The organism is Gilliamella sp. B2923, assembly GCF_026536565.1.
Taxonomy (GTDB): Bacteria; Pseudomonadota; Gammaproteobacteria; order Enterobacterales; family Orbaceae; genus Gilliamella.
On sequence record NZ_JAFNNZ010000012.1, the window covers coordinates 23575 to 41238 of the forward strand.

The window sequence follows — 17664 nt, forward strand, 5'->3', positions numbered from 1 at the left end:
TTGGGTTTAGCGCACAATATCACGGTATACTGATTTTATTTTTACCAACATCAACCCTTATTGCGTTTATATTGTTGCAGCTAATTTTAATTGTGCTGACGGTTTATCTTTGGGATACGTAAGTGAGATAAGTGATTAGATGATAATTGGATTAAGACGATATAGATTTGCCATTTCATGCAACGACCGTTACGTTTGAAATGGCAAATAAGCCATGATAATTAAGCTAGTAGGCTTTTAATATAGGCAGTGATTTGAGGATCTTGGCTATTTTCAAATAGGCATTTTTGGAAACGTTCGCCTTTGATTGCATCTTTTAACAGTGATTGATCAATTGATTTTAATGATTCAATTAAGCTTTTACCTGCGGCGTTTTTCATTTCATTTAAAATAATAGCATTCGCATTTTGCGATTCACGGCGCTCCGGTGGGTAACCTAAGCCTTTTTCGCCTTCAAATGCTTTTTCAAAAATATAGCGCGCGTTTAGTTCAGCACCCCAACCAAATCCTTTGGCAAAAGCGAGAGATAAAGCATTGCCATTATTAACTTGAGCAAATAAATAAGCGTCAGTAGGCTCAATACAATAACCACAATTAACGCCAGGAAAAGCATTTAATGCCATTAGTGCGCCTTGCCCGGTACCACAACCGGTAATAACGAAATCAACCGCTTTACTGTTTAATAAAATAGCGCCAATAATACCCAAATGAACATAAGTTAATTTATTGTCATTGTCGCCATCCATGCCGACATTAAAAACGGTATGGCCGTGCTTTTCCGTCGCATTTTTTAATTCATTTAGAATAATTGGATTTTTAGCCGCTTGGCTAAACTCATTCATTAGTGCTATTTTCATGATTTACCTCTAATTTTGTTAAAATAATAACAAATTACATAAAAAACAGATCCTGCGTTTGTTATTAATGTGCTTTATATCGATTATAAACGTGCAAAAAAATATAGCAATTTTTTTAACTAAAATAAAACGATGTTTTAATAAATTTATTGCAATGTGATGAAAGTCACAAAACCATCCCCTTTTTTATATTACTATAGCCCAAAATAATAATTTAAGTCTTTTATACATTTAATTTTTTTAGATTCAGGGAGTTTATATGGCTAAGGGGAATATTGTACAATTATCATTTTCATCCTTTGTAGATGATGATTCAAAAAATGAAATTATCCGACTCACACCGGAAGGTGTGACATGTCATCGTAATTATTTTTACCAAAAATGTTTTACCAATGATGGTCGAAAAATCCTCTTTGCCGGTGAATTTGACTCCAATCGTAACTACTATTTGCTCGATCTTGAAAATCAGACCGCTAAGCAGCTTACTGAAGGCGCTGGCGACAATACATTTGGCGGCTTTTTATCGCCGGATGATAAATTTTTATACTACGTTAAAAATGAGCGTAACTTACAACAAGTAAACCTTGAAACCCTTGAAGAAAAAAATGTTTATACCGTGCCAGAGCAGTGGGTTGGTTATGGTACTTGGGTCGCTAATAGTGATTGTACCGAAATTGTTGGCATTGAAATCGATAAAAAAGATTGGACACCTTTGACTGATTGGACGATTTTCAAAGCGTTTTATGATAAAAACCCACATTGTCGGTTGATCAAAATTGATATTGCAACAGGCGTTGCAACAACGGTAATTGATCAAAATGTTTGGTTAGGTCACCCAATTTTCAGACCTTTCGATGACAATACCGTCGCTTTTTGTCATGAAGGACCGCATGACTTAGTTGATGCCAGAATATGGTTAGTGGATCGTGACGGTAACAATGAGCGTAAAGCTCATGACAATTTACCGGGAGAGAGCTGTACCCACGAGTTTTGGGTACCGGACGGTTCCGGGCTTGCTTACGTTTCATATATGAAAGGGCGGCAAGAGCGTTATATTCGACTTTATAACCCAGTTACCAATGAAGATAAACAAATTATGGAAATGCCCGCCTGCTCACATTTAATGAGTAACTTTGACGGAACACTTTATATTGGTGATGGCACCGGAAGCCCTGTTGATGTCATTGATACAAGTGGCTACAAAATAGAAAATGATCCTTGGCTCTATATTTTAGCGCCTAAAACCCAAACAGCCCATAAACTCGTTAAACACAATAGCTCTTGGCGAGTATTAGACGGTGATCGTCAAGTAACGCATCCGCACCCTTCGTTTTCGCCTGATAATCAATATGTTTTATACTCATGTGATGCGCAAGATGAACCAGCACTTTATTTAACCAAAGTGCCAACTAACATTTTAAATGAAATGTGATAGACCGTGATTTGTCTGTCATAAATATAACGGAGAATATAACTATGTCGATTTTAAATAAATTTTCACTTAACAATAAAGTTGCGCTTGTTACCGGTGCCTCTTACGGTATAGGTTTTGAAATTGCAAAATCGCTTGCGTCAGCTGGGGCGAAAATTGTATTTAATGATGTTGTACCTGAAAACTTACAAAAAGGAATTGAATCGTATAAAGCTCAAGGTATTGATGCCCACGGTTATTTATTTGATATAACAGATGAAACAGCTGTTGAAAAAGCGATCGCTCAAATTGAACAAGAGCATGGCGTAATTGATATTTTAGTCAATAATGCTGGGATCATTCAACGAAAATCAATGTTAGAAACCAGCGCTGCCGAATACAGAAAAATTATTGATATCGATTTAACCGGTCAATTTATTATGGCTAAAGCCGTTCTTCCGTCAATGATTAAAAAAGGGAGTGGCAAAATCATCAATATCTGTTCAATGATGAGTGAGCTTGGCCGTGAAACCGTTGTCGGTTATGCATCGGCTAAAGGTGGTTTGAAAATGCTTACTAAAAATATCTGTTCTGAATTTGGTAGTGCCAATATTCAATGTAACGGTATTGGACCGGGCTATATTGCTACACCACAAACAGCACCATTACGTGAAAAACAAGCGGACGGATCTCGTCATCCATTTGATCAGTTCATTATCGCTAAAACTCCAGCTGGCCGCTGGGGCACACCTGATGATTTAGCCGGGGCAGCGGTTTTTTTAGCGTCGGATGCATCAAATTTTGTCAATGGCCATATTCTTTATGTTGACGGCGGAATTTTAGCCTATATCGGTAAACAACCTTAATTGTATAATATTGCAAAAAATTGACAGAGATAAGAGATAAAAAACACAGCTTTTTATCTCTTATCTGTTTTAAATATTTAGGAGTGAACTCATGTTTTGTTTTAATTCAGATTGTCAATTAATCGATTTAGGCAATGGTGTTAAACGTAAGATATTGGCGCATGACGGTAATATGATGGCCGTTGAAGTCCATTTTCAAACCGGCGCTATAGGGGCGATGCATCATCATCCTCATGAACAATTAACTTATGTGTTATCCGGTGAATTTGAATTTACCATTGGCGATGAAACTAAAATTGTTCGTGCTGGCGATACTTTATACAAAAAGCCTAATATTGAACATGGTTGCGTTTGTAAACAAGCTGGTGTACTGCTTGATATGTTTACGCCACAAAGATTGGATTTTTTATAAAATAGCTAGTAACGAGTCATAATTAAATATGATATAATTTCGACAGACTAAATTTGAACAAATATATCATTTTATAACTCATTAATAGCTAATTTTAGTAAGGAGATGTGCTTATCATGAACGATAGTTCACCAGAATCCGTTGCTTCAGTATTAAAAGTTTTTGGAATTTTAGAGGCTTTATCTGAGTCAAAAGACATTGCAATATCAGAATTATCGCAAAAAGTAATGATGCCTAAAAGCACAGCTTATCGTTTTTTACAAACTATGAAATCATTAGGTTACGTTAATCAAGAAGAGGATTCTGACAAGTATTCGTTGAATTTAAAACTACTTGATTTAGGTAACCGAGTGCTTTATCACCAAAACTTTTTGACCATTGCTGATTTAGAAATGAGAAAGTTACGTGATAAAACTAAAGAAACTATCCATTTAGCGGTTCGAGAAGGTGATCAAATTATCTATGTTAATAAAGTTGCTTCCGAACAATATAGCCTCTGTTTAACTTCGAAAATTGGTAATCAAGCCACAATTCACGCAAGTGGACTCGGTAAAGTCTTATTAGCTTGGCTCGATGACGAAAGCAAAAAAAGCTTAGTTAATGGTATTGATTTTGTCAGGTATACACCCAAAACCATTACCAGCAAAGAGGCTTTTTTAGCTGAACTCGATGAGGTAAAACGTTGTGGATATGGTAAAGATAATGAAGAATCTGAGCTAGGCTTACGATGCTTTGCGGTGCCGATTTATAATCGTTTAGGCAATATTATTGCGGCATTAAGCCTATCAACCTCAATTTTTCGATGCAACACTGCTGATGAAGAAGCGAAATTAATTAATGAAATCAGTCAGTCTGCGGCCAAAATTTCAGAGTTGATTGGTTATAACAAACAATCAAAAAATATTGATTAATTGCTGTTATTATTGATATATCACGCCTAAACATACCGCTTGGCTTGCGCCAGTCACTTCCGGAATATTCGAAGGAATATGATTAATGCGACAATAAGCCAGCCAAGCAAAAGCAATCGCCTCCATGTCATCACTGTTTATACCCACTTGATCGGTTTTCATTACCTGCCATTGAGGTAATAACATCGATAATCTTTGCATAATAAGCGGATTTCTTGCTCCCCCGCCACAAACCAATAGTTGGCAAGGTAGCTGTTTATTAATCGGTAATTTTCTAATCTCTTGTGCGATAGATAACGCCGTAAACTCAACTAATGTGGCTTGTATATCTTGAGGTAATAACGCAAATTGAGTCAGTTTTTTATGTAACCAAGGTAGATTAAATAACTCACGCCCGGTACTTTTAGGGGCAGGCATTTTAAAATAGTCTTCATCAAATAATTGGGACAATAACGCTTGATTAACCTTGCCTGTTTTCGCCCATTGCCCGTCTTTGTCATACCTTTTACTCAGATTTTGATATATCCAACTATCGAGTAATACATTACCCGGTCCGGTGTCATAACCAATAACGGCTTGATTGGGGATTAATACTGAAATATTACTGATACCACCAATATTTAAAACCACTCGATTAATCTGTTGGTTTTGCAGCACCGCTTTATGAAAAGCGGGCACGAGTGGCGCACCTTGCCCGCCGTAAGCCATATCTTTACGCCGAAAATCGGCAATTGTTGTGATTCCTGTTTTGGCAGCGATAATATTGGCATCGCCAATTTGCATCGTAAAAGGATATTGTGTGTTTGGTGCATGATAGACAGTTTGACCGTGACAGCCGATCGCTTTAATTTGCTTTCTATCAATATCATTTTTAAGTAAAAACTTATTGATGCTATCGGCATATAACAAACCCAGTTGGTGATCAAGCTCGCCTAAATTTTGCAGTGTTGTGTGCTTTGTTTCACAGAGGTTAAGTAACCGTTGTTTAATTGATTCCGGCATTGGCTCACAGTCACTGGCTAATGTCACAATCTTATTGGCGGTAATATCCACTAACGCCATATCAACCCCATCCATACTTGTTCCAGACATGACACCGATATATAAGTTTTGCATGGGTTATCCTTGTCGAATAATGTGACCGGTTAAGATATCTCTAATTTCCGAAGGTTGCGATCGATTACCTGTCTCACCTTGTAAAATTGGAAAATCCTCACCAAATTGTTTAGCAACTTCCGCCGCAGTTTTACAAGCCTGATAGCCCGATAAATTAGCACTGGTTGATACCAGTGGTTTACCGAATTGCTCACAAAGCTCGCGCACTAACGGATGCGCAGTTACACGTACGGCAATTGAATCAAATTGACCGGTTAAGAAGTAAGGCGTGCTAAGATTTTTAGGAAAAATCCAAGTGATTGGACCAGGCCAGCTATTCAAGGCTAATTGTTTTTGCTCAGCGGTGATAGCATTAAGATTGATATAAGGAGTCAGTTGTTGAAAATTACTGGCAATTAATATCAGCCCTTTATCAATTGATCGTTGTTTTAATTGTAGCAGTTTGAGTACAGCTGACTGGCAATCAGGATCGCAACCTAGCCCGAACACCGCTTCTGTCGGGTAAGCAATCACTTCCCCATTTTTCAATCGGATTGTTGATTGAGATAAAGATAATAAATTGGCCATTAAAATTTGAAAATTAACGAAAAGAATTGAAAATCATATTAAACCTAGCAAATCAGATTTGCAAATGTGCCAATATTTGCTTGAAGCCTAGGCTGGTTAGGTTAATAAAATGAGATTAAAGGTAAAACCTTTAACCATAAGCATTGGCAAAAGGCCATAAATCGATTATTCCCAGTTTAATTGTGGGTGATATTTTGCGGTTAACTCTACAGCTTGTTGCATATTAATGATACTAATTCTTGCGTCGATCAATGCGATTAATCCACGTGCGGCAATGTCACTATCAAGTGCAAAGCAATATGGCGTTTTTTTGACTATTTCATCGAGTAATGGGATATGTTGTCTGGCTAACATCACGCCATTTTGCCAAAATAGCACCGCATCTTGATCAGATATTAGTTGGGTATCAATAATCGATTGGTTAGCTGTTGAAATTGTATGTAACATTATTTTTCACTTTTTATACTTAAACGTATATATTTTCTGAAACTTCTTGACAAGATATCACGTTAATCTTGCATGGTACATCTTTAATAGTTATTAGTATATAATAAGGACTATTTATTGAGCAAAGAATTCGTCATGAAATCGATCATTTTAGCTAACGAGCACGAAACCATTTTGTTTGGTCAGCAACTGGCAAAACAATCGCTACACTATTTATTGAATCATGATAGTGCAATAGTTATCTATCTTATTGGAGACCTTGGCGCAGGAAAAACGACATTTAGTCGTGGTTTTTTACAACAATTAGGTCATATCGGTAATGTTAAAAGTCCAACCTATACTTTAGTTGAACCTTATGAGTTTGACGGGTTTAGTGTTTATCATTTCGATCTATATCGGCTTAGTGATCCTGAAGAGTTGGAGTTTATGGGGATTCGTGAATATTTTGCTGCAAAATCTATTTGCTTAATTGAGTGGCCCAATCAAGCTCAAGGTATTTTACCTAACGCCGATATCGAAATTCATTTGGATTATTTGGCGCTTGAACGTAGTGTTTGTTTAGAAGCAAAAACAGATACCGGCCAAGCTATTATCAATCAATTAAACGATGAACTAGTGAAAAAACAATGAAAAAACTACTCACTTTTTTAATGCTTTTACTTCTTTGCAGTTCAGCTTATGCCGCCAAAGTAATTATTGCTGTTGATGCAGGACATGGTGGTAAAGATTCGGGTGCAGTAGGTAAAAACAAATTGTATGAAAAGACAGTCACCCTGTCTATTGCTAAAAAACTGACTAATTTATTAAATAAAGATCCTCAATTTAGTGGGGTGCTCACTCGAACTGATGATAATTTTATTTCTGTTGCAGAGCGTTCAGAAATTGCCCGCAATAATAAGGCCAATTTATTGATTTCGATTCATGCTGATGCGGCACCAAACCGAAAAGCGACCGGTGCTTCAGTTTGGGTATTATCGACCAAACGGGCTGATACGGAGCTTGGTCGCTGGTTAGAGCAAGATGAAAAACAGTCTCAGTTATTAGGTGGCGCCGGTGATGCCTTGAGCGAAGATCACAATCCCCATTTGAGTCAAGCTGTGATTGATTTACAATTTTCCTACTCTCAACGTGTAGGATATGAGCTGGCAACGCAAGTGATAAAAGAGTTGAATCGGGTTATTAAATTACATAAACATAAGCCCGAACATGCAAGTTTAGGGGTATTACGTTCGCCTGATATTCCGTCAATCTTAGTTGAAGTGGGCTTTATTTCTAATCAAGGCGAAGAGAGCTTACTTGCAAATAATGCACATCAAGAGAAAATTGCCAAAGCAATTTATCGAGGTGTTAAAAACTATGTAAAACAAAATCCGAAATTTGGAGAGCAACATTAATGGCAATTCATATTCTATCACCTCAATTAGCTAATCAAATCGCAGCAGGTGAAGTGGTAGAACGACCGGCATCGGTTATTAAAGAGTTAGTTGAAAATAGCCTTGATGCCGGCAGTACACAAATCGATATTGATTTAGAACAAGGTGGCTGTAAGCTAATTCGTATTCGTGATAATGGTTGTGGGATAGCCAAAGATGAACTGGCTTTAGCCCTAGCGCGTCATGCAACCAGTAAAATTACTACGCTTGATGATTTAGATTCGATAATGAGCCTTGGCTTTCGTGGCGAAGCGCTAGCCAGTATTAGCTCTGTTGCCAGATTAACGCTAACTTCTCGTACGGCTGAACAATCAGAAGCATGGCAAGTTTATGCTGAAGGCCGGGATATGCAGCCAACAATCAAGCCTGCCGCTCATCCTGTGGGGTCAACAGTTGAAGTGCTTGACCTATTTTACAATACGCCGGCAAGGCGCCGTTTTCTTAAAACTGAGAAAACCGAATTTATGCATATTGAGGAGTTTGTCCGACGAATTGCGCTAGCTCGGCCAGATGTGACTTTTAATTTACAGCACAATGGTAAGCTCGTTAAACAGTATCGTACTCAAGAGTTAGCAAAAAGGGTTGAAATGGTTTGTGGTCGAGCGTTTATGCAAAAAGCGGTCAAATTGGATTGGCAACATGATGATTTAATTATTCAAGGCTGGGTAACCAGTAGCGAAGTGAGTGATCTGCAATATTTTTATGTTAATGGTCGAGTCATTAAAGATAAACTCTTAAATCATGCTTTACGACAAGCTTATGTCAGTCGTACTAATGAACAACAAAGTTATGTCGTATTTTTACAAATTGACCCTAAACAAGTCGATGTTAATGTTCATCCCGCTAAGCATGAAGTGCGTTTTCACGAAGCGAGACTTGTGCATGATTTTGTTTATCAAGCTATCGTTATGGCGTTAGAGTCTGATTTGCCTTCTATAGCCACAGACCAACCCGCTATTATGCCAAATCGATCTGCTGCCGGTGAAAACATCTTTAATCACCCTAAATCGCCGCAATCTTATCAAACCGCCAATCCGCTACCGAAAAAACAGGCTAATCATATTAAAGAAAATACAGCTTATGGGCAGTTAGTAAAGGTTGAGCCGCAACTGGAATTGGTTGCAGCATCTGAAGCGATTGAATCGTCACAAGATACTATTACTGAACCACAAAAAGCGGTGATAGATGCGTTATTTCCGAAACGAAATACGCCATTACAAACGTTACATCAACAGCTTGATAGTGCCTCATTAGTCCAATTTGGTCGGGTGTTAACGGTCATTCAGCCTGATATCGCCTTATTGGAAAAGTATGAAGATAATCAGCAAAAGTTTATGTTAATGAATCTACCAATTGCGCAACAAAAAGTAACTACAATCAAATTATTAACTCAAGAATCGGAAAAATTACTTATTCCACTGACTATTTTAGTTAATCATAAAGAACAGCAAGTGTTAGCCACTTATCAACCACAATTGCAGTTTTTAGGCTTTGAATTTTATGTTGATAAAGCTAAACTCCATTTACAAAGCGTGCCTAAAATGTTGCGAACAATGAATTGGCAACAGCTCTTACCTAGTTTAATCGCTTATCTGACATCGTCTGATAAAGACAACGAGAAGGGTATTGATCCAACGCAAATAGCAGCATGGTTAGCAAGCCAATGCGATGATAATCGTACGGCGAGTTGGAGCGTTGCCAAAGTGATACAACTATTAGCGCAATTAGAGCAGATTGATGCTCAGTTATTACAACAAACGACATTTTTACATCCCGTTGATCTCCAATCATTTACTCAATCAATGTTATCATGAACAAACCAAAAATTATTTCGTTAATGGGGCCAACCGCTTCGGGCAAAACCGCCTTTGCAATGGCTCTTGCTGATAAATACCCAATTGATATCATCAGTGTTGATTCAGCACTGATTTATCGAGGAATGGATATCGGTACCGCTAAACCCACTCAAGATGAACAAAAACAGTATCCACATAAGCTGATTGATATTTGTGATCCGGCGCAGAGCTATTCGGCTGCCAATTTTCGCCATGATGCGATAGTTGAAATTGAAAATTCACTAAAAAATGGCCGAATTCCATTATTAGTTGGTGGCACCATGCTTTATTTCAAAGCATTAATCGAAGGTTTATCACCGCTTCCGGCGGCAGATAGTGAAATTCGTCAGCAAATAGAAGAGAAAGCTAATCGATTAGGTTGGCAAGCCATTCATGAGGATTTAAAAAAGGTGGATCCGGTTTCAGCAAAGCGGATCCACCCAAATGACCCTCAGCGACTAAATCGTGCTCTAGAAGTCTATTTGATTACCGGTAAAAGCTTAACTGAGCTAACTGAGCAAAGCGGCGAAGCGTTGCCATATGACATCAAGCAATTTGCTATCATGCCACAAGATAGAGCAGAACTACATCAACGTATTGAACAGCGCTTTTTACAGATGCTAGATCAGGGATTTGAAGACGAAGTGAAAACATTGATGCAGCGATCGGATCTGCACTTGAATCTTCCCTCGATTCGTTGTGTTGGTTATCGGCAGATGTGGGAATATTTAACCGGCGATGTTAGCTATGATGAGATGGTATTTAAAGGTATTTGTGCAACTCGCCAATTAGCTAAAAGACAGATCACTTGGCTTCGCGGGTGGCAACAGCCAATTACTTGGCTAAACAGTGATAATAGCGAAACAATGCTTAATCAGATTTTTTAATCATTAAAAACTGGTCCGCTTCATTAATTGATAAATTATTTTGCATAACGTTACATTTAATGACAAATTTTTTTCAGTCTGTAAAGAAGTTTTAGGATATTACGACGTTTAAGCATAATTTTTCGTTTGTTTTGTGTTAATTTGTTAAAATTTTAGTTATTTGTGCATAAATTGCAGATGAGCGGTTTAAGAGTAGCCTTTTTTATGTTATTTTGATAATACTAAATAAGTGTTTTTTTGTTACTTACTAATAAAAAAATATTTTAACTAAAGTATAACTATCACACATACATATTTTATTTTATTATCATTTTAAAGGATAAACTCATGTCAAAAGGGCAGTCATTACAAGATCCTTACTTAAATTTGCTTCGTCGCGAACACATTCCTGTATCAATCTATTTAGTTAATGGTATTAAATTACAAGGACAAATAGAATCATTTGATCAATTTGTAATTTTATTAAAAAATACAGTGAGCCAAATGGTTTATAAACATGCTATCTCAACAGTCGTTCCTTCAAGACCTATTTCAGGATTGGTAACCCAGTCTGAAGAGGAAAGCGAAAGCTGATTATTTTCAGTGGAGAATTTGATTGTTTGAGCGATATAAAGGCGGTGAATCTGCCTTATTAGTCCATGTATTCTTCCCCCAAGAAAGCGATATCGAGGATCTAAAAGAGTTTGAAGTATTAGTTTCTTCAGCTCAAATAGACATTCTCGATATCGTGACAACTTCAAGAAAATCACCACAAGCCAAATATTTTATCGGCGAGGGTAAAGCCCTAGAAATCGCTGAAAAAGTTAAACAACTTGAAGCATCGGTTATTTTAGTCAATCATACACTAACACCCACTCAAGAACGTAACCTTGAAAAACTGTGCGAATGCCGTGTAGTTGATCGAACAGGATTGATTCTCGATATTTTTGCTCAGCGAGCCAGAACGCATGAAGGTAAACTGCAAGTAGAGTTAGCCCAATTGCAATACCTTTCCACTCGTTTAGTTCGAGGATGGACACATTTAGAACGCCAAAAAGGTGGGATAGGATTGCGTGGTCCCGGTGAAACTCAGTTAGAAACGGATAGACGCTTAATCCGGCATCGAATTCAATTAATTTTATCCCGACTTGCCAAAGTTGAAAAACAGCGTAATCAAAATCGCCAATCAAGAAACAAAGCCGATCTGCCTACCGTTTCATTAGTCGGTTATACCAATGCCGGTAAATCAACACTCTTTAATCAGTTAACAAATGCTGATGTCTATGCCGCAGACCAATTATTTGCAACACTCGATCCAACATTAAGGCGTATTATGGTCGATGATGTTGGCGAAGTTGTGTTAGCCGATACCGTGGGATTTATTCGTCACTTGCCGCATGATCTTATCGCAGCTTTTAAAGCTACTTTACTTGAAACGCAAGAAGCGGCACTACTGCTACATGTTGTTGATGCAGCCGATCCTAATTTACTGGATAATATTCATGCTGTTGATGAAGTACTGTTAGAAATTCAAGCACATGAAATCCCAACGTTATTAGTGATGAATAAAATCGATCTCATGGACGACAAACAGCCCTGTATTGATCGTGATGAAAATGGAATGCCAATTCGTGTTTGGATTTCTGCGCAAAATGGTTTAGGATTAGATCTCTTATTTATTGCATTAAAAGAAAGGCTTGCTAGACAGATTCAAGTTTGTCAATTAAGCTTACCAACTCATTTAGCCAGACTTAGAAGTCGTTTTTATCAGTTAAATGCAGTGGAACATGAATTCATTAATAAAGATGGTAGTTTTCATCTTGATGTGAGGATGCCTTTAATTGAATGGAATCGCCTCTGTAAACAAGAACCAGATCTGCTATACTTAACCAATACGCAAAATAACAACTAAACTAATTGTTAAATGGAGCATCTAAAATATGGCGTGGAATCAGCCCGGTAATAACGGACAAGATAACGACCCATGGGGAAATAACAACAAAAAACCGTCCAAATCATCAGGCGGTTTATTGGATATCATTAATAACCTTCTAAAAAAGGGTAACTCAGGAAACAATAATGGTGGGTCACAAGGCACTAAGTTGCCAATAAATGCCTCAAAAATTATTGGTATTATTGTTGTCACCCTTATCCTCATTTTGGCAGGAAGTGGGTTTTATACTATTAATCAAAGCCAGCGTGGTGTGATAACTCGCTTTGGTCAAGTTCAGCCAGAAATTATTCAACCCGGATTAAATTGGCGAATACCTTTAGTTGATAATTTGTATGTTGTTGATACGCAAGGTACACAAAATTTCAATGTTAAAGGCTATATTGTGACCACCGGTGAAAATCTGGTTTATGTTGAGATGAATGTTCAGTATCGTATCAACGATCCGATAAAATATTTATTTAATGTAACAAATGTTAAAGATAGTCTTCACCAAGCGGCAGATAGTGCACTTAGAACGGCAGTAGGAAGCTCTAATATCGATGCAATTATTTCAGATGGCCGTGCGGCTCTTGAAAGCAGCACTAAAGATGAGCTAGTTAATGTTATTACGCAGTATGATATGGGGATTAATATCGTTGATTTAAATTTCCAGGTTGCCGGTCCTCCTGATCAAGTTCAAGATGCTTATGATGATGCGATTCGTGCTCAAGGCGATAGTGAGCGTGAAATCAAAAAAGCTGAAGCCGATAAAGTTCAATTAATCCAGCAAGCAGAAGGTCACTCAGCAAGAATTATAGCTGATGCAGATGCCTATAAAGTCAAAGTTGAACTCGAAGCAGCGGGTGATGTAGCACGCTTCGAAAAATTACTACCACAATATAAAGCGGCGCCGGAAATAACCAAAGAGCGTTTATATATCGAGACAATGGAAAAAATATTGAGTAAAACCAATAAAGTCATTGTTAATGATAAAAGTGGTAATTTAATGGTATTACCTTTAGAACAATTAATGAAAAATAAAGGTCAACCAGCGACTAATTCAATTGATTCAAATAGCGAATACAATTTTAATACACCAAGTTCTTCTGAACCAATAATCACTGTACCAGAAGCTAAGAGTGAATCACAACAAAGCGTTAACCCGAACAATCAGCCAACTGATAGAACAATGCGGGAACCGCGGTTTATTGGACGTTAAGGAGAAATATAAATGCGTAAATTATTGATTCCTCTTGTTTTGATTTTAATTGGTGTACTTGTCTCAAGTGTCTACGTGATTGAAGAAGGAACTCGTGGTGTGGTTTTACGATTCAATAAAATTATTGAGTTATCAACACCGGGACTACATTTTAAAATTCCGGGTATGGATAGCGTTAAAGTTATTGATGCAAAAATTCAAACAACCAATAGTTCAAATAATAATCGAGAACAACGATTTTTTAATGTTCAGAAAAAAGAGTTGATTGTAGACTATTTTGTGCAATGGAAAATTGTGGATTTTAACCGTTATTATGAAACAATTGCCGGCGGTAATAATGTCGAAGATTTATTATTAGCTCGTTTAAACGGACGGTTAAGAGCTGAGATCGGTAAACTCAGTAATGAAGACATTATCAACGATTCTAATGCAGATACTAAATCACGTAACTCATTAATGATTCGTGTGAAAGATGCTTTAAATGGTACTCATCATGAAACAGTTGATAATACACCGATCGATAAACTTGTAAATGATGCCAAGAAAGATCCGGAAGGTTCTAAAACCAGCTTACGAGCATTTGGTGTTGAAGTAATTGATGTGCGAATTAAAAAGATCAATTTCCCTGATGCGGTTTCTGGTTCTATCTATGCAAGAATGCGAGCTGAACGTGAAGTTATTGCACGTGATAAACGTTTTGAAGGTGTCAAAAAAGCTGAAGAAACACGAGCAAGTGCGACTTTACAAGCCACTAAAATATTATCTGAAGCAGAACGCCAATCACGTGCTACCCGCGGTGAGGGCGATGCCAATGCAGCTAAACTTTATGCCGATGCATTTAGTAAAGATAAAGAATTTTTTAGCTTTATTCGTAGCTTAAAAGCTTATGAACAAAGCTTTGTTGGCAATGATGTTATGGTCATTAGCCCGGATAGTGAATTTTTCCAATATATGAAATTAAAATCTGATAAATAACTGAATGAGTAAATAGTCTATGAGTAATAATGTTGTTGTGCTAGGTACACAATGGGGTGATGAAGGCAAAGGTAAAGTTGTTGATTTACTCACAGAAAAAGCAAAATATGTAGTTCGTTATCAAGGTGGGCATAATGCAGGCCATACCTTAGTGATTAACGGTGAAAAAACGGTATTACATCTAATTCCTTCGGGCATTTTACATAATAATGTCATCAGCATTATTGCTAACGGGGTTGTGCTTTGCCCGGATGCATTAATGAAAGAGATGAAGGAACTGGAAAATAGCGGCATACCTGTTAAAGAAAGATTATTGATATCTGAATCATGTCCATTAATTTTGCCTTACCATATTGCACTCGATCAAGCCCGTGAAAAAGCGCGCGGCAGTAAAGCAATCGGTACAACCGGTCGTGGTATTGGTCCTGCATATGAAGATAAAGTTGCTCGTCGTGGACTTCGAGTTGGGGATTTACGTGATCGCCAAGCTTTTGCTGAAAAATTAAAAGAGGTAATGGAGTATCATAACTTCCAACTAGTTAACTACTACAAAGCCGAAGCAGTAGACTACCAAAAAGTGCTGGATGATACACTCGCTATCGCTGACATTTTAATTGCGATGATAGCTGATATACCAACGCTATTAGAAGAGGCACGCAAAAAAGGCGAAAGAATCATGTTTGAAGGTGCGCAAGGCACTTTACTTGATATTGATCATGGTACTTATCCTTTTGTTACCTCTTCAAACACAACAGCGGGTGGTGTAGCGACCGGATCAGGGTTTGGTCCTCGTTACGTTGGCTATGTATTAGGTATTGTTAAAGCTTATTCTACTCGTGTTGGCGCTGGTCCTTTCCCGACAGAGTTATTTGATGATGTGGGTGAGTATCTTTGCAAACAAGGTAATGAGTTTGGGGCAACAACAGGCCGCCGTCGTCGTACCGGTTGGCTTGATGCGGTTGCAGTTCGTAAAGCTGTGCAACTCAATTCGGTTTCCGGATTTTGCTTAACTAAACTTGATGTGTTAGACGGCCTTAAAGAAGTTAAAATCTGTGTTGGTTATCAATTACCAAATGGTGATGTAATTAAAAATGCACCAGCAGCAGCGGAAGACTGGAGCTTGGTAAAACCTGTTTATGAAACTATGCAGGGTTGGAGCGAATCAACTTTTGGTGTGAAAAATTTTGATGCATTACCGTCCACCGCAAAAAACTATATCAAACGGATAGAAGAATTAACTGATACCCCTATTGATATTATTTCAACAGGTCCGGATCGTAGCGAAACCATGATTCTACGTGATCCTTATCAAGCGTAATTGTAAATAAAAAATCGGGAGCATTTTCCCGATTTTTTATTTTTAGGATATTAAAACTAAAAATAGTTAACTGAGTATGAGGACATTATGGCTAAATTAGGGACGCCGTTATCACCCACTTCAACCAAAGTTATGCTGTGTGGCGCAGGTGAATTGGCTAAAGAAGTGGTGATAGAACTACAAAGGTTTGGTTGTGAAGTTATTGCTGTTGATCGCTATGCGAATGCGCCAGCAATGCAAGTTGCTCATCGTTATCATATTATTAATATGCTAGATGGTAATGAACTGAGAAAAATTATTGAACAGGAAAAACCCGATTTTATTGTTCCAGAAATCGAAGCCATTGCAACGCAAACTTTAGTTGAATTAGAGCAAGAAGGATTTACCGTTATTCCCACTGCAAAAGCAGTCGCGTTAACCATGAATAGAGAAGGAATTCGTCGCCTTGCTGCTGAACAACTAAATCTACCTACTTCTCCTTATCGGTTTGCTTCAACCGAAAAAGAATTTAAAAATGCGGTAAAAGAGATTGGTTACCCCTGCTTAGTTAAACCAGTGATGAGCTCTTCCGGTAAAGGGCAAACATTATTACGTAGTGAAGCTGATCTTCAATTAGCTTGGAAATATGCACAAGAAGGTGGTCGAGCTGGTGGCGGTAAAGTCATCATAGAAGGTTTTATCGACTTTGATTACGAAATTACCTTATTAACCGTTAGGCATATCAATGGTGTCTCTTATTGTGAACCGATTGGGCATCGTCAGGAAAAAGGCGATTATCGTGAATCTTGGCAACCTCAACAAATGTCTTGTAACGCTTTAGAGCAAGCAAAAGATATTGCAACTAAAATAACACAAGCATTAGGCGGGCACGGTTTATTTGGTGTCGAACTGTTTGTTAAAGGTGATAAAGTTTGGTTTAGTGAAGTATCGCCTCGTCCTCATGATACCGGAATGGTAACCTTAATTTCGCAAAATTTATCTGAATTTGCCTTACATGCCAGAGCTATATTAGGCTTACCTATCCCACTTATTGAACAATATCATGCTAGTGCATCTGTGGTGATAATGGTTGAAGGTGAGTCAAAACAGGTATCGTTCACAAATTTAGATAACGCATTAAGTCAACCAAATACTGATTTACGTTTATTTGGCAAGCCACAAGTTGAAGGTTGCCGAAGAATGGGGGTTGCACTTGCTAGCGCTGAAACAGTGGAAGAAGCAATAAATAAAGCCGATGCTATTGTAAAACAGTTAAAAATAACCCTATAGGGCATTACTTTGTGTAAAAAGCAATCACTTAATTCAAAAAAAGCAAATTTTGCAAAATAGGGGTTGACGTAAACATGTGAAGTGAGTAACATACGCAACCCTTGAGACAGCAAACTAAAACAACAAAATGTTTGGTTAAATTTAAAGCTGTCAGCTCTTTAAAAATAAGAAACAGACAATCTGTGTGGGCACTTGCGAGACGAAAAATTAAAAGTCTACGGACTAAAAA

Annotated in this window: 17 protein-coding genes and 1 pseudogene; 14 read left to right on the forward strand and 4 right to left on the reverse strand. The window is 37.7% G+C overall.

Annotated features, from left to right (window positions below; all coding sequences use genetic code 11):
- Nucleotides 1–221: 221 nt before the first annotated feature.
- Nucleotides 222–857, reverse strand: a complete 636-nt coding sequence (locus tag J3U42_RS10890) for an RpiB/LacA/LacB family sugar-phosphate isomerase (RefSeq protein WP_267336459.1) — start codon at nucleotides 855–857, stop codon at nucleotides 222–224.
- Between the two features lie 259 nt (nucleotides 858–1116).
- On the opposite strand from J3U42_RS10890, the gene J3U42_RS10895 reads away from it, so the two are divergent.
- The 4 genes from J3U42_RS10895 to kdgR all read left to right on the forward strand — a co-directional run bounded on the left by J3U42_RS10895 (nucleotide 1117) and on the right by kdgR (nucleotide 4457).
- Entirely contained in the window at nucleotides 1117–2289 is a 1173-nt protein-coding gene (locus tag J3U42_RS10895) for an oligogalacturonate lyase family protein (RefSeq protein ID WP_267336460.1), read from the forward strand.
- A gap of 50 nt (nucleotides 2290–2339) precedes the next feature.
- A complete protein-coding gene (locus tag J3U42_RS10900; protein ID WP_366915719.1) occupies nucleotides 2340–3134 on the forward strand; it encodes a gluconate 5-dehydrogenase in 795 nt (264 codons plus the stop codon).
- A gap of 91 nt (nucleotides 3135–3225) precedes the next feature.
- Entirely contained in the window at nucleotides 3226–3546 is a 321-nt protein-coding gene (locus J3U42_RS10905) for a cupin domain-containing protein (protein ID WP_220218492.1), read from the forward strand.
- A gap of 116 nt (nucleotides 3547–3662) precedes the next feature.
- Complete coding sequence (kdgR, locus tag J3U42_RS10910; RefSeq protein WP_220218493.1) at nucleotides 3663–4457, forward strand: DNA-binding transcriptional regulator KdgR; 795 nt, start codon at nucleotides 3663–3665, stop codon at nucleotides 4455–4457.
- A gap of 9 nt (nucleotides 4458–4466) precedes the next feature.
- Here the strand turns inward: kdgR and J3U42_RS10915 are convergent, their stop codons facing one another.
- The 3 genes from J3U42_RS10915 to tusB all read right to left on the reverse strand — a co-directional run bounded on the left by J3U42_RS10915 (nucleotide 4467) and on the right by tusB (nucleotide 6587).
- Nucleotides 4467–5573: an anhydro-N-acetylmuramic acid kinase gene (locus tag J3U42_RS10915; protein ID WP_267328827.1), complete on the reverse strand. Its 1107-nt coding sequence runs from the start codon at nucleotides 5571–5573 to the stop codon at nucleotides 4467–4469.
- Nucleotides 5574–5576: 3 nt separating this feature from the next.
- On the reverse strand, nucleotides 5577–6140 hold the full coding sequence (locus tag J3U42_RS10920; protein ID WP_267328826.1) for a Sua5/YciO/YrdC/YwlC family protein: 564 nt from the start codon (nucleotides 6138–6140) through the stop codon (nucleotides 5577–5579).
- Nucleotides 6141–6305: 165 nt separating this feature from the next.
- The gene (gene tusB, locus J3U42_RS10925) at nucleotides 6306–6587 is read right to left on the reverse strand and encodes a sulfurtransferase complex subunit TusB (protein ID WP_220218496.1); all 282 of its coding nucleotides are present in this window, start codon (nucleotides 6585–6587) and stop codon (nucleotides 6306–6308) included.
- Nucleotides 6588–6722: 135 nt separating this feature from the next.
- Between tusB and tsaE the strand changes: the two genes are divergently transcribed.
- The 10 genes and pseudogenes from tsaE (at nucleotide 6723) to purT (ending at nucleotide 17435) form a co-directional block, all read left to right on the forward strand.
- Nucleotides 6723–7217: a tRNA (adenosine(37)-N6)-threonylcarbamoyltransferase complex ATPase subunit type 1 TsaE gene (gene tsaE, locus J3U42_RS10930; protein ID WP_220218497.1), complete on the forward strand. Its 495-nt coding sequence runs from the start codon at nucleotides 6723–6725 to the stop codon at nucleotides 7215–7217.
- Nucleotides 7218–7273: 56 nt separating this feature from the next.
- Nucleotides 7274–7960: pseudogene (locus tag J3U42_RS10935) on the forward strand (N-acetylmuramoyl-L-alanine amidase); the annotation flags it as partial.
- A gap of 20 nt (nucleotides 7961–7980) precedes the next feature.
- Nucleotides 7981–9834, forward strand: coding sequence for a DNA mismatch repair endonuclease MutL (mutL, locus tag J3U42_RS10940; protein WP_267336461.1), 1854 nt, complete (start codon nucleotides 7981–7983; stop codon nucleotides 9832–9834).
- Entirely contained in the window at nucleotides 9831–10742 is a 912-nt protein-coding gene (miaA, locus tag J3U42_RS10945; protein ID WP_267336462.1) for a tRNA (adenosine(37)-N6)-dimethylallyltransferase MiaA, read from the forward strand. The genes mutL and miaA overlap by 4 nt, the downstream gene beginning before the upstream one ends.
- Before the next feature lie 327 nt (nucleotides 10743–11069).
- Nucleotides 11070–11315, forward strand: coding sequence for an RNA chaperone Hfq (gene hfq / locus J3U42_RS10950; protein WP_220218501.1), 246 nt, complete (start codon nucleotides 11070–11072; stop codon nucleotides 11313–11315).
- 22 nt (nucleotides 11316–11337) lie between these two features.
- Nucleotides 11338–12633, forward strand: coding sequence for a ribosome rescue GTPase HflX (hflX, locus tag J3U42_RS10955; RefSeq protein ID WP_220218502.1), 1296 nt, complete (start codon nucleotides 11338–11340; stop codon nucleotides 12631–12633).
- 28 nt (nucleotides 12634–12661) lie between these two features.
- Entirely contained in the window at nucleotides 12662–13873 is a 1212-nt protein-coding gene (gene hflK / locus J3U42_RS10960) for an FtsH protease activity modulator HflK (protein ID WP_267336463.1), read from the forward strand.
- Nucleotides 13874–13885: 12 nt separating this feature from the next.
- Complete coding sequence (gene hflC / locus J3U42_RS10965; protein WP_220218504.1) at nucleotides 13886–14848, forward strand: protease modulator HflC; 963 nt, start codon at nucleotides 13886–13888, stop codon at nucleotides 14846–14848.
- A gap of 19 nt (nucleotides 14849–14867) precedes the next feature.
- Nucleotides 14868–16166, forward strand: coding sequence for an adenylosuccinate synthase (locus tag J3U42_RS10970; RefSeq protein ID WP_267336464.1), 1299 nt, complete (start codon nucleotides 14868–14870; stop codon nucleotides 16164–16166).
- Between the two features lie 87 nt (nucleotides 16167–16253).
- On the forward strand, nucleotides 16254–17435 hold the full coding sequence (gene purT / locus J3U42_RS10975) for a formate-dependent phosphoribosylglycinamide formyltransferase (RefSeq protein ID WP_267336465.1): 1182 nt from the start codon (nucleotides 16254–16256) through the stop codon (nucleotides 17433–17435).
- The last annotated feature ends 229 nt before the right edge of the window (nucleotides 17436–17664 follow it).

What these genes read in the sequence shown, in the direction of transcription:
- J3U42_RS10890 (WP_267336459.1), bottom strand. Translation starts at nt 857, where the DNA reads ATGAAAATAGCACTAATGAATGAGTTTAGCCAAGCGGCTAAAAATCCA.
- J3U42_RS10895 (WP_267336460.1), top strand. Translation starts at nt 1,117, where the DNA reads ATGGCTAAGGGGAATATTGTACAATTATCATTTTCATCCTTTGTAGAT.
- J3U42_RS10905 (WP_220218492.1), top strand. Translation starts at nt 3,226, where the DNA reads ATGTTTTGTTTTAATTCAGATTGTCAATTAATCGATTTAGGCAATGGT.
- kdgR (WP_220218493.1), top strand. Translation starts at nt 3,663, where the DNA reads ATGAACGATAGTTCACCAGAATCCGTTGCTTCAGTATTAAAAGTTTTT.
- J3U42_RS10915 (WP_267328827.1), bottom strand. Translation starts at nt 5,573, where the DNA reads ATGCAAAACTTATATATCGGTGTCATGTCTGGAACAAGTATGGATGGG.
- J3U42_RS10920 (WP_267328826.1), bottom strand. Translation starts at nt 6,140, where the DNA reads ATGGCCAATTTATTATCTTTATCTCAATCAACAATCCGATTGAAAAAT.
- tusB (WP_220218496.1), bottom strand. Translation starts at nt 6,587, where the DNA reads ATGTTACATACAATTTCAACAGCTAACCAATCGATTATTGATACCCAA.
- tsaE (WP_220218497.1), top strand. Translation starts at nt 6,723, where the DNA reads ATGAAATCGATCATTTTAGCTAACGAGCACGAAACCATTTTGTTTGGT.
- mutL (WP_267336461.1), top strand. Translation starts at nt 7,981, where the DNA reads ATGGCAATTCATATTCTATCACCTCAATTAGCTAATCAAATCGCAGCA.
- miaA (WP_267336462.1), top strand. Translation starts at nt 9,831, where the DNA reads ATGAACAAACCAAAAATTATTTCGTTAATGGGGCCAACCGCTTCGGGC.
- hfq (WP_220218501.1), top strand. Translation starts at nt 11,070, where the DNA reads ATGTCAAAAGGGCAGTCATTACAAGATCCTTACTTAAATTTGCTTCGT.
- hflK (WP_267336463.1), top strand. Translation starts at nt 12,662, where the DNA reads ATGGCGTGGAATCAGCCCGGTAATAACGGACAAGATAACGACCCATGG.
- hflC (WP_220218504.1), top strand. Translation starts at nt 13,886, where the DNA reads ATGCGTAAATTATTGATTCCTCTTGTTTTGATTTTAATTGGTGTACTT.
- J3U42_RS10970 (WP_267336464.1), top strand. Translation starts at nt 14,868, where the DNA reads ATGAGTAATAATGTTGTTGTGCTAGGTACACAATGGGGTGATGAAGGC.
- purT (WP_267336465.1), top strand. Translation starts at nt 16,254, where the DNA reads ATGGCTAAATTAGGGACGCCGTTATCACCCACTTCAACCAAAGTTATG.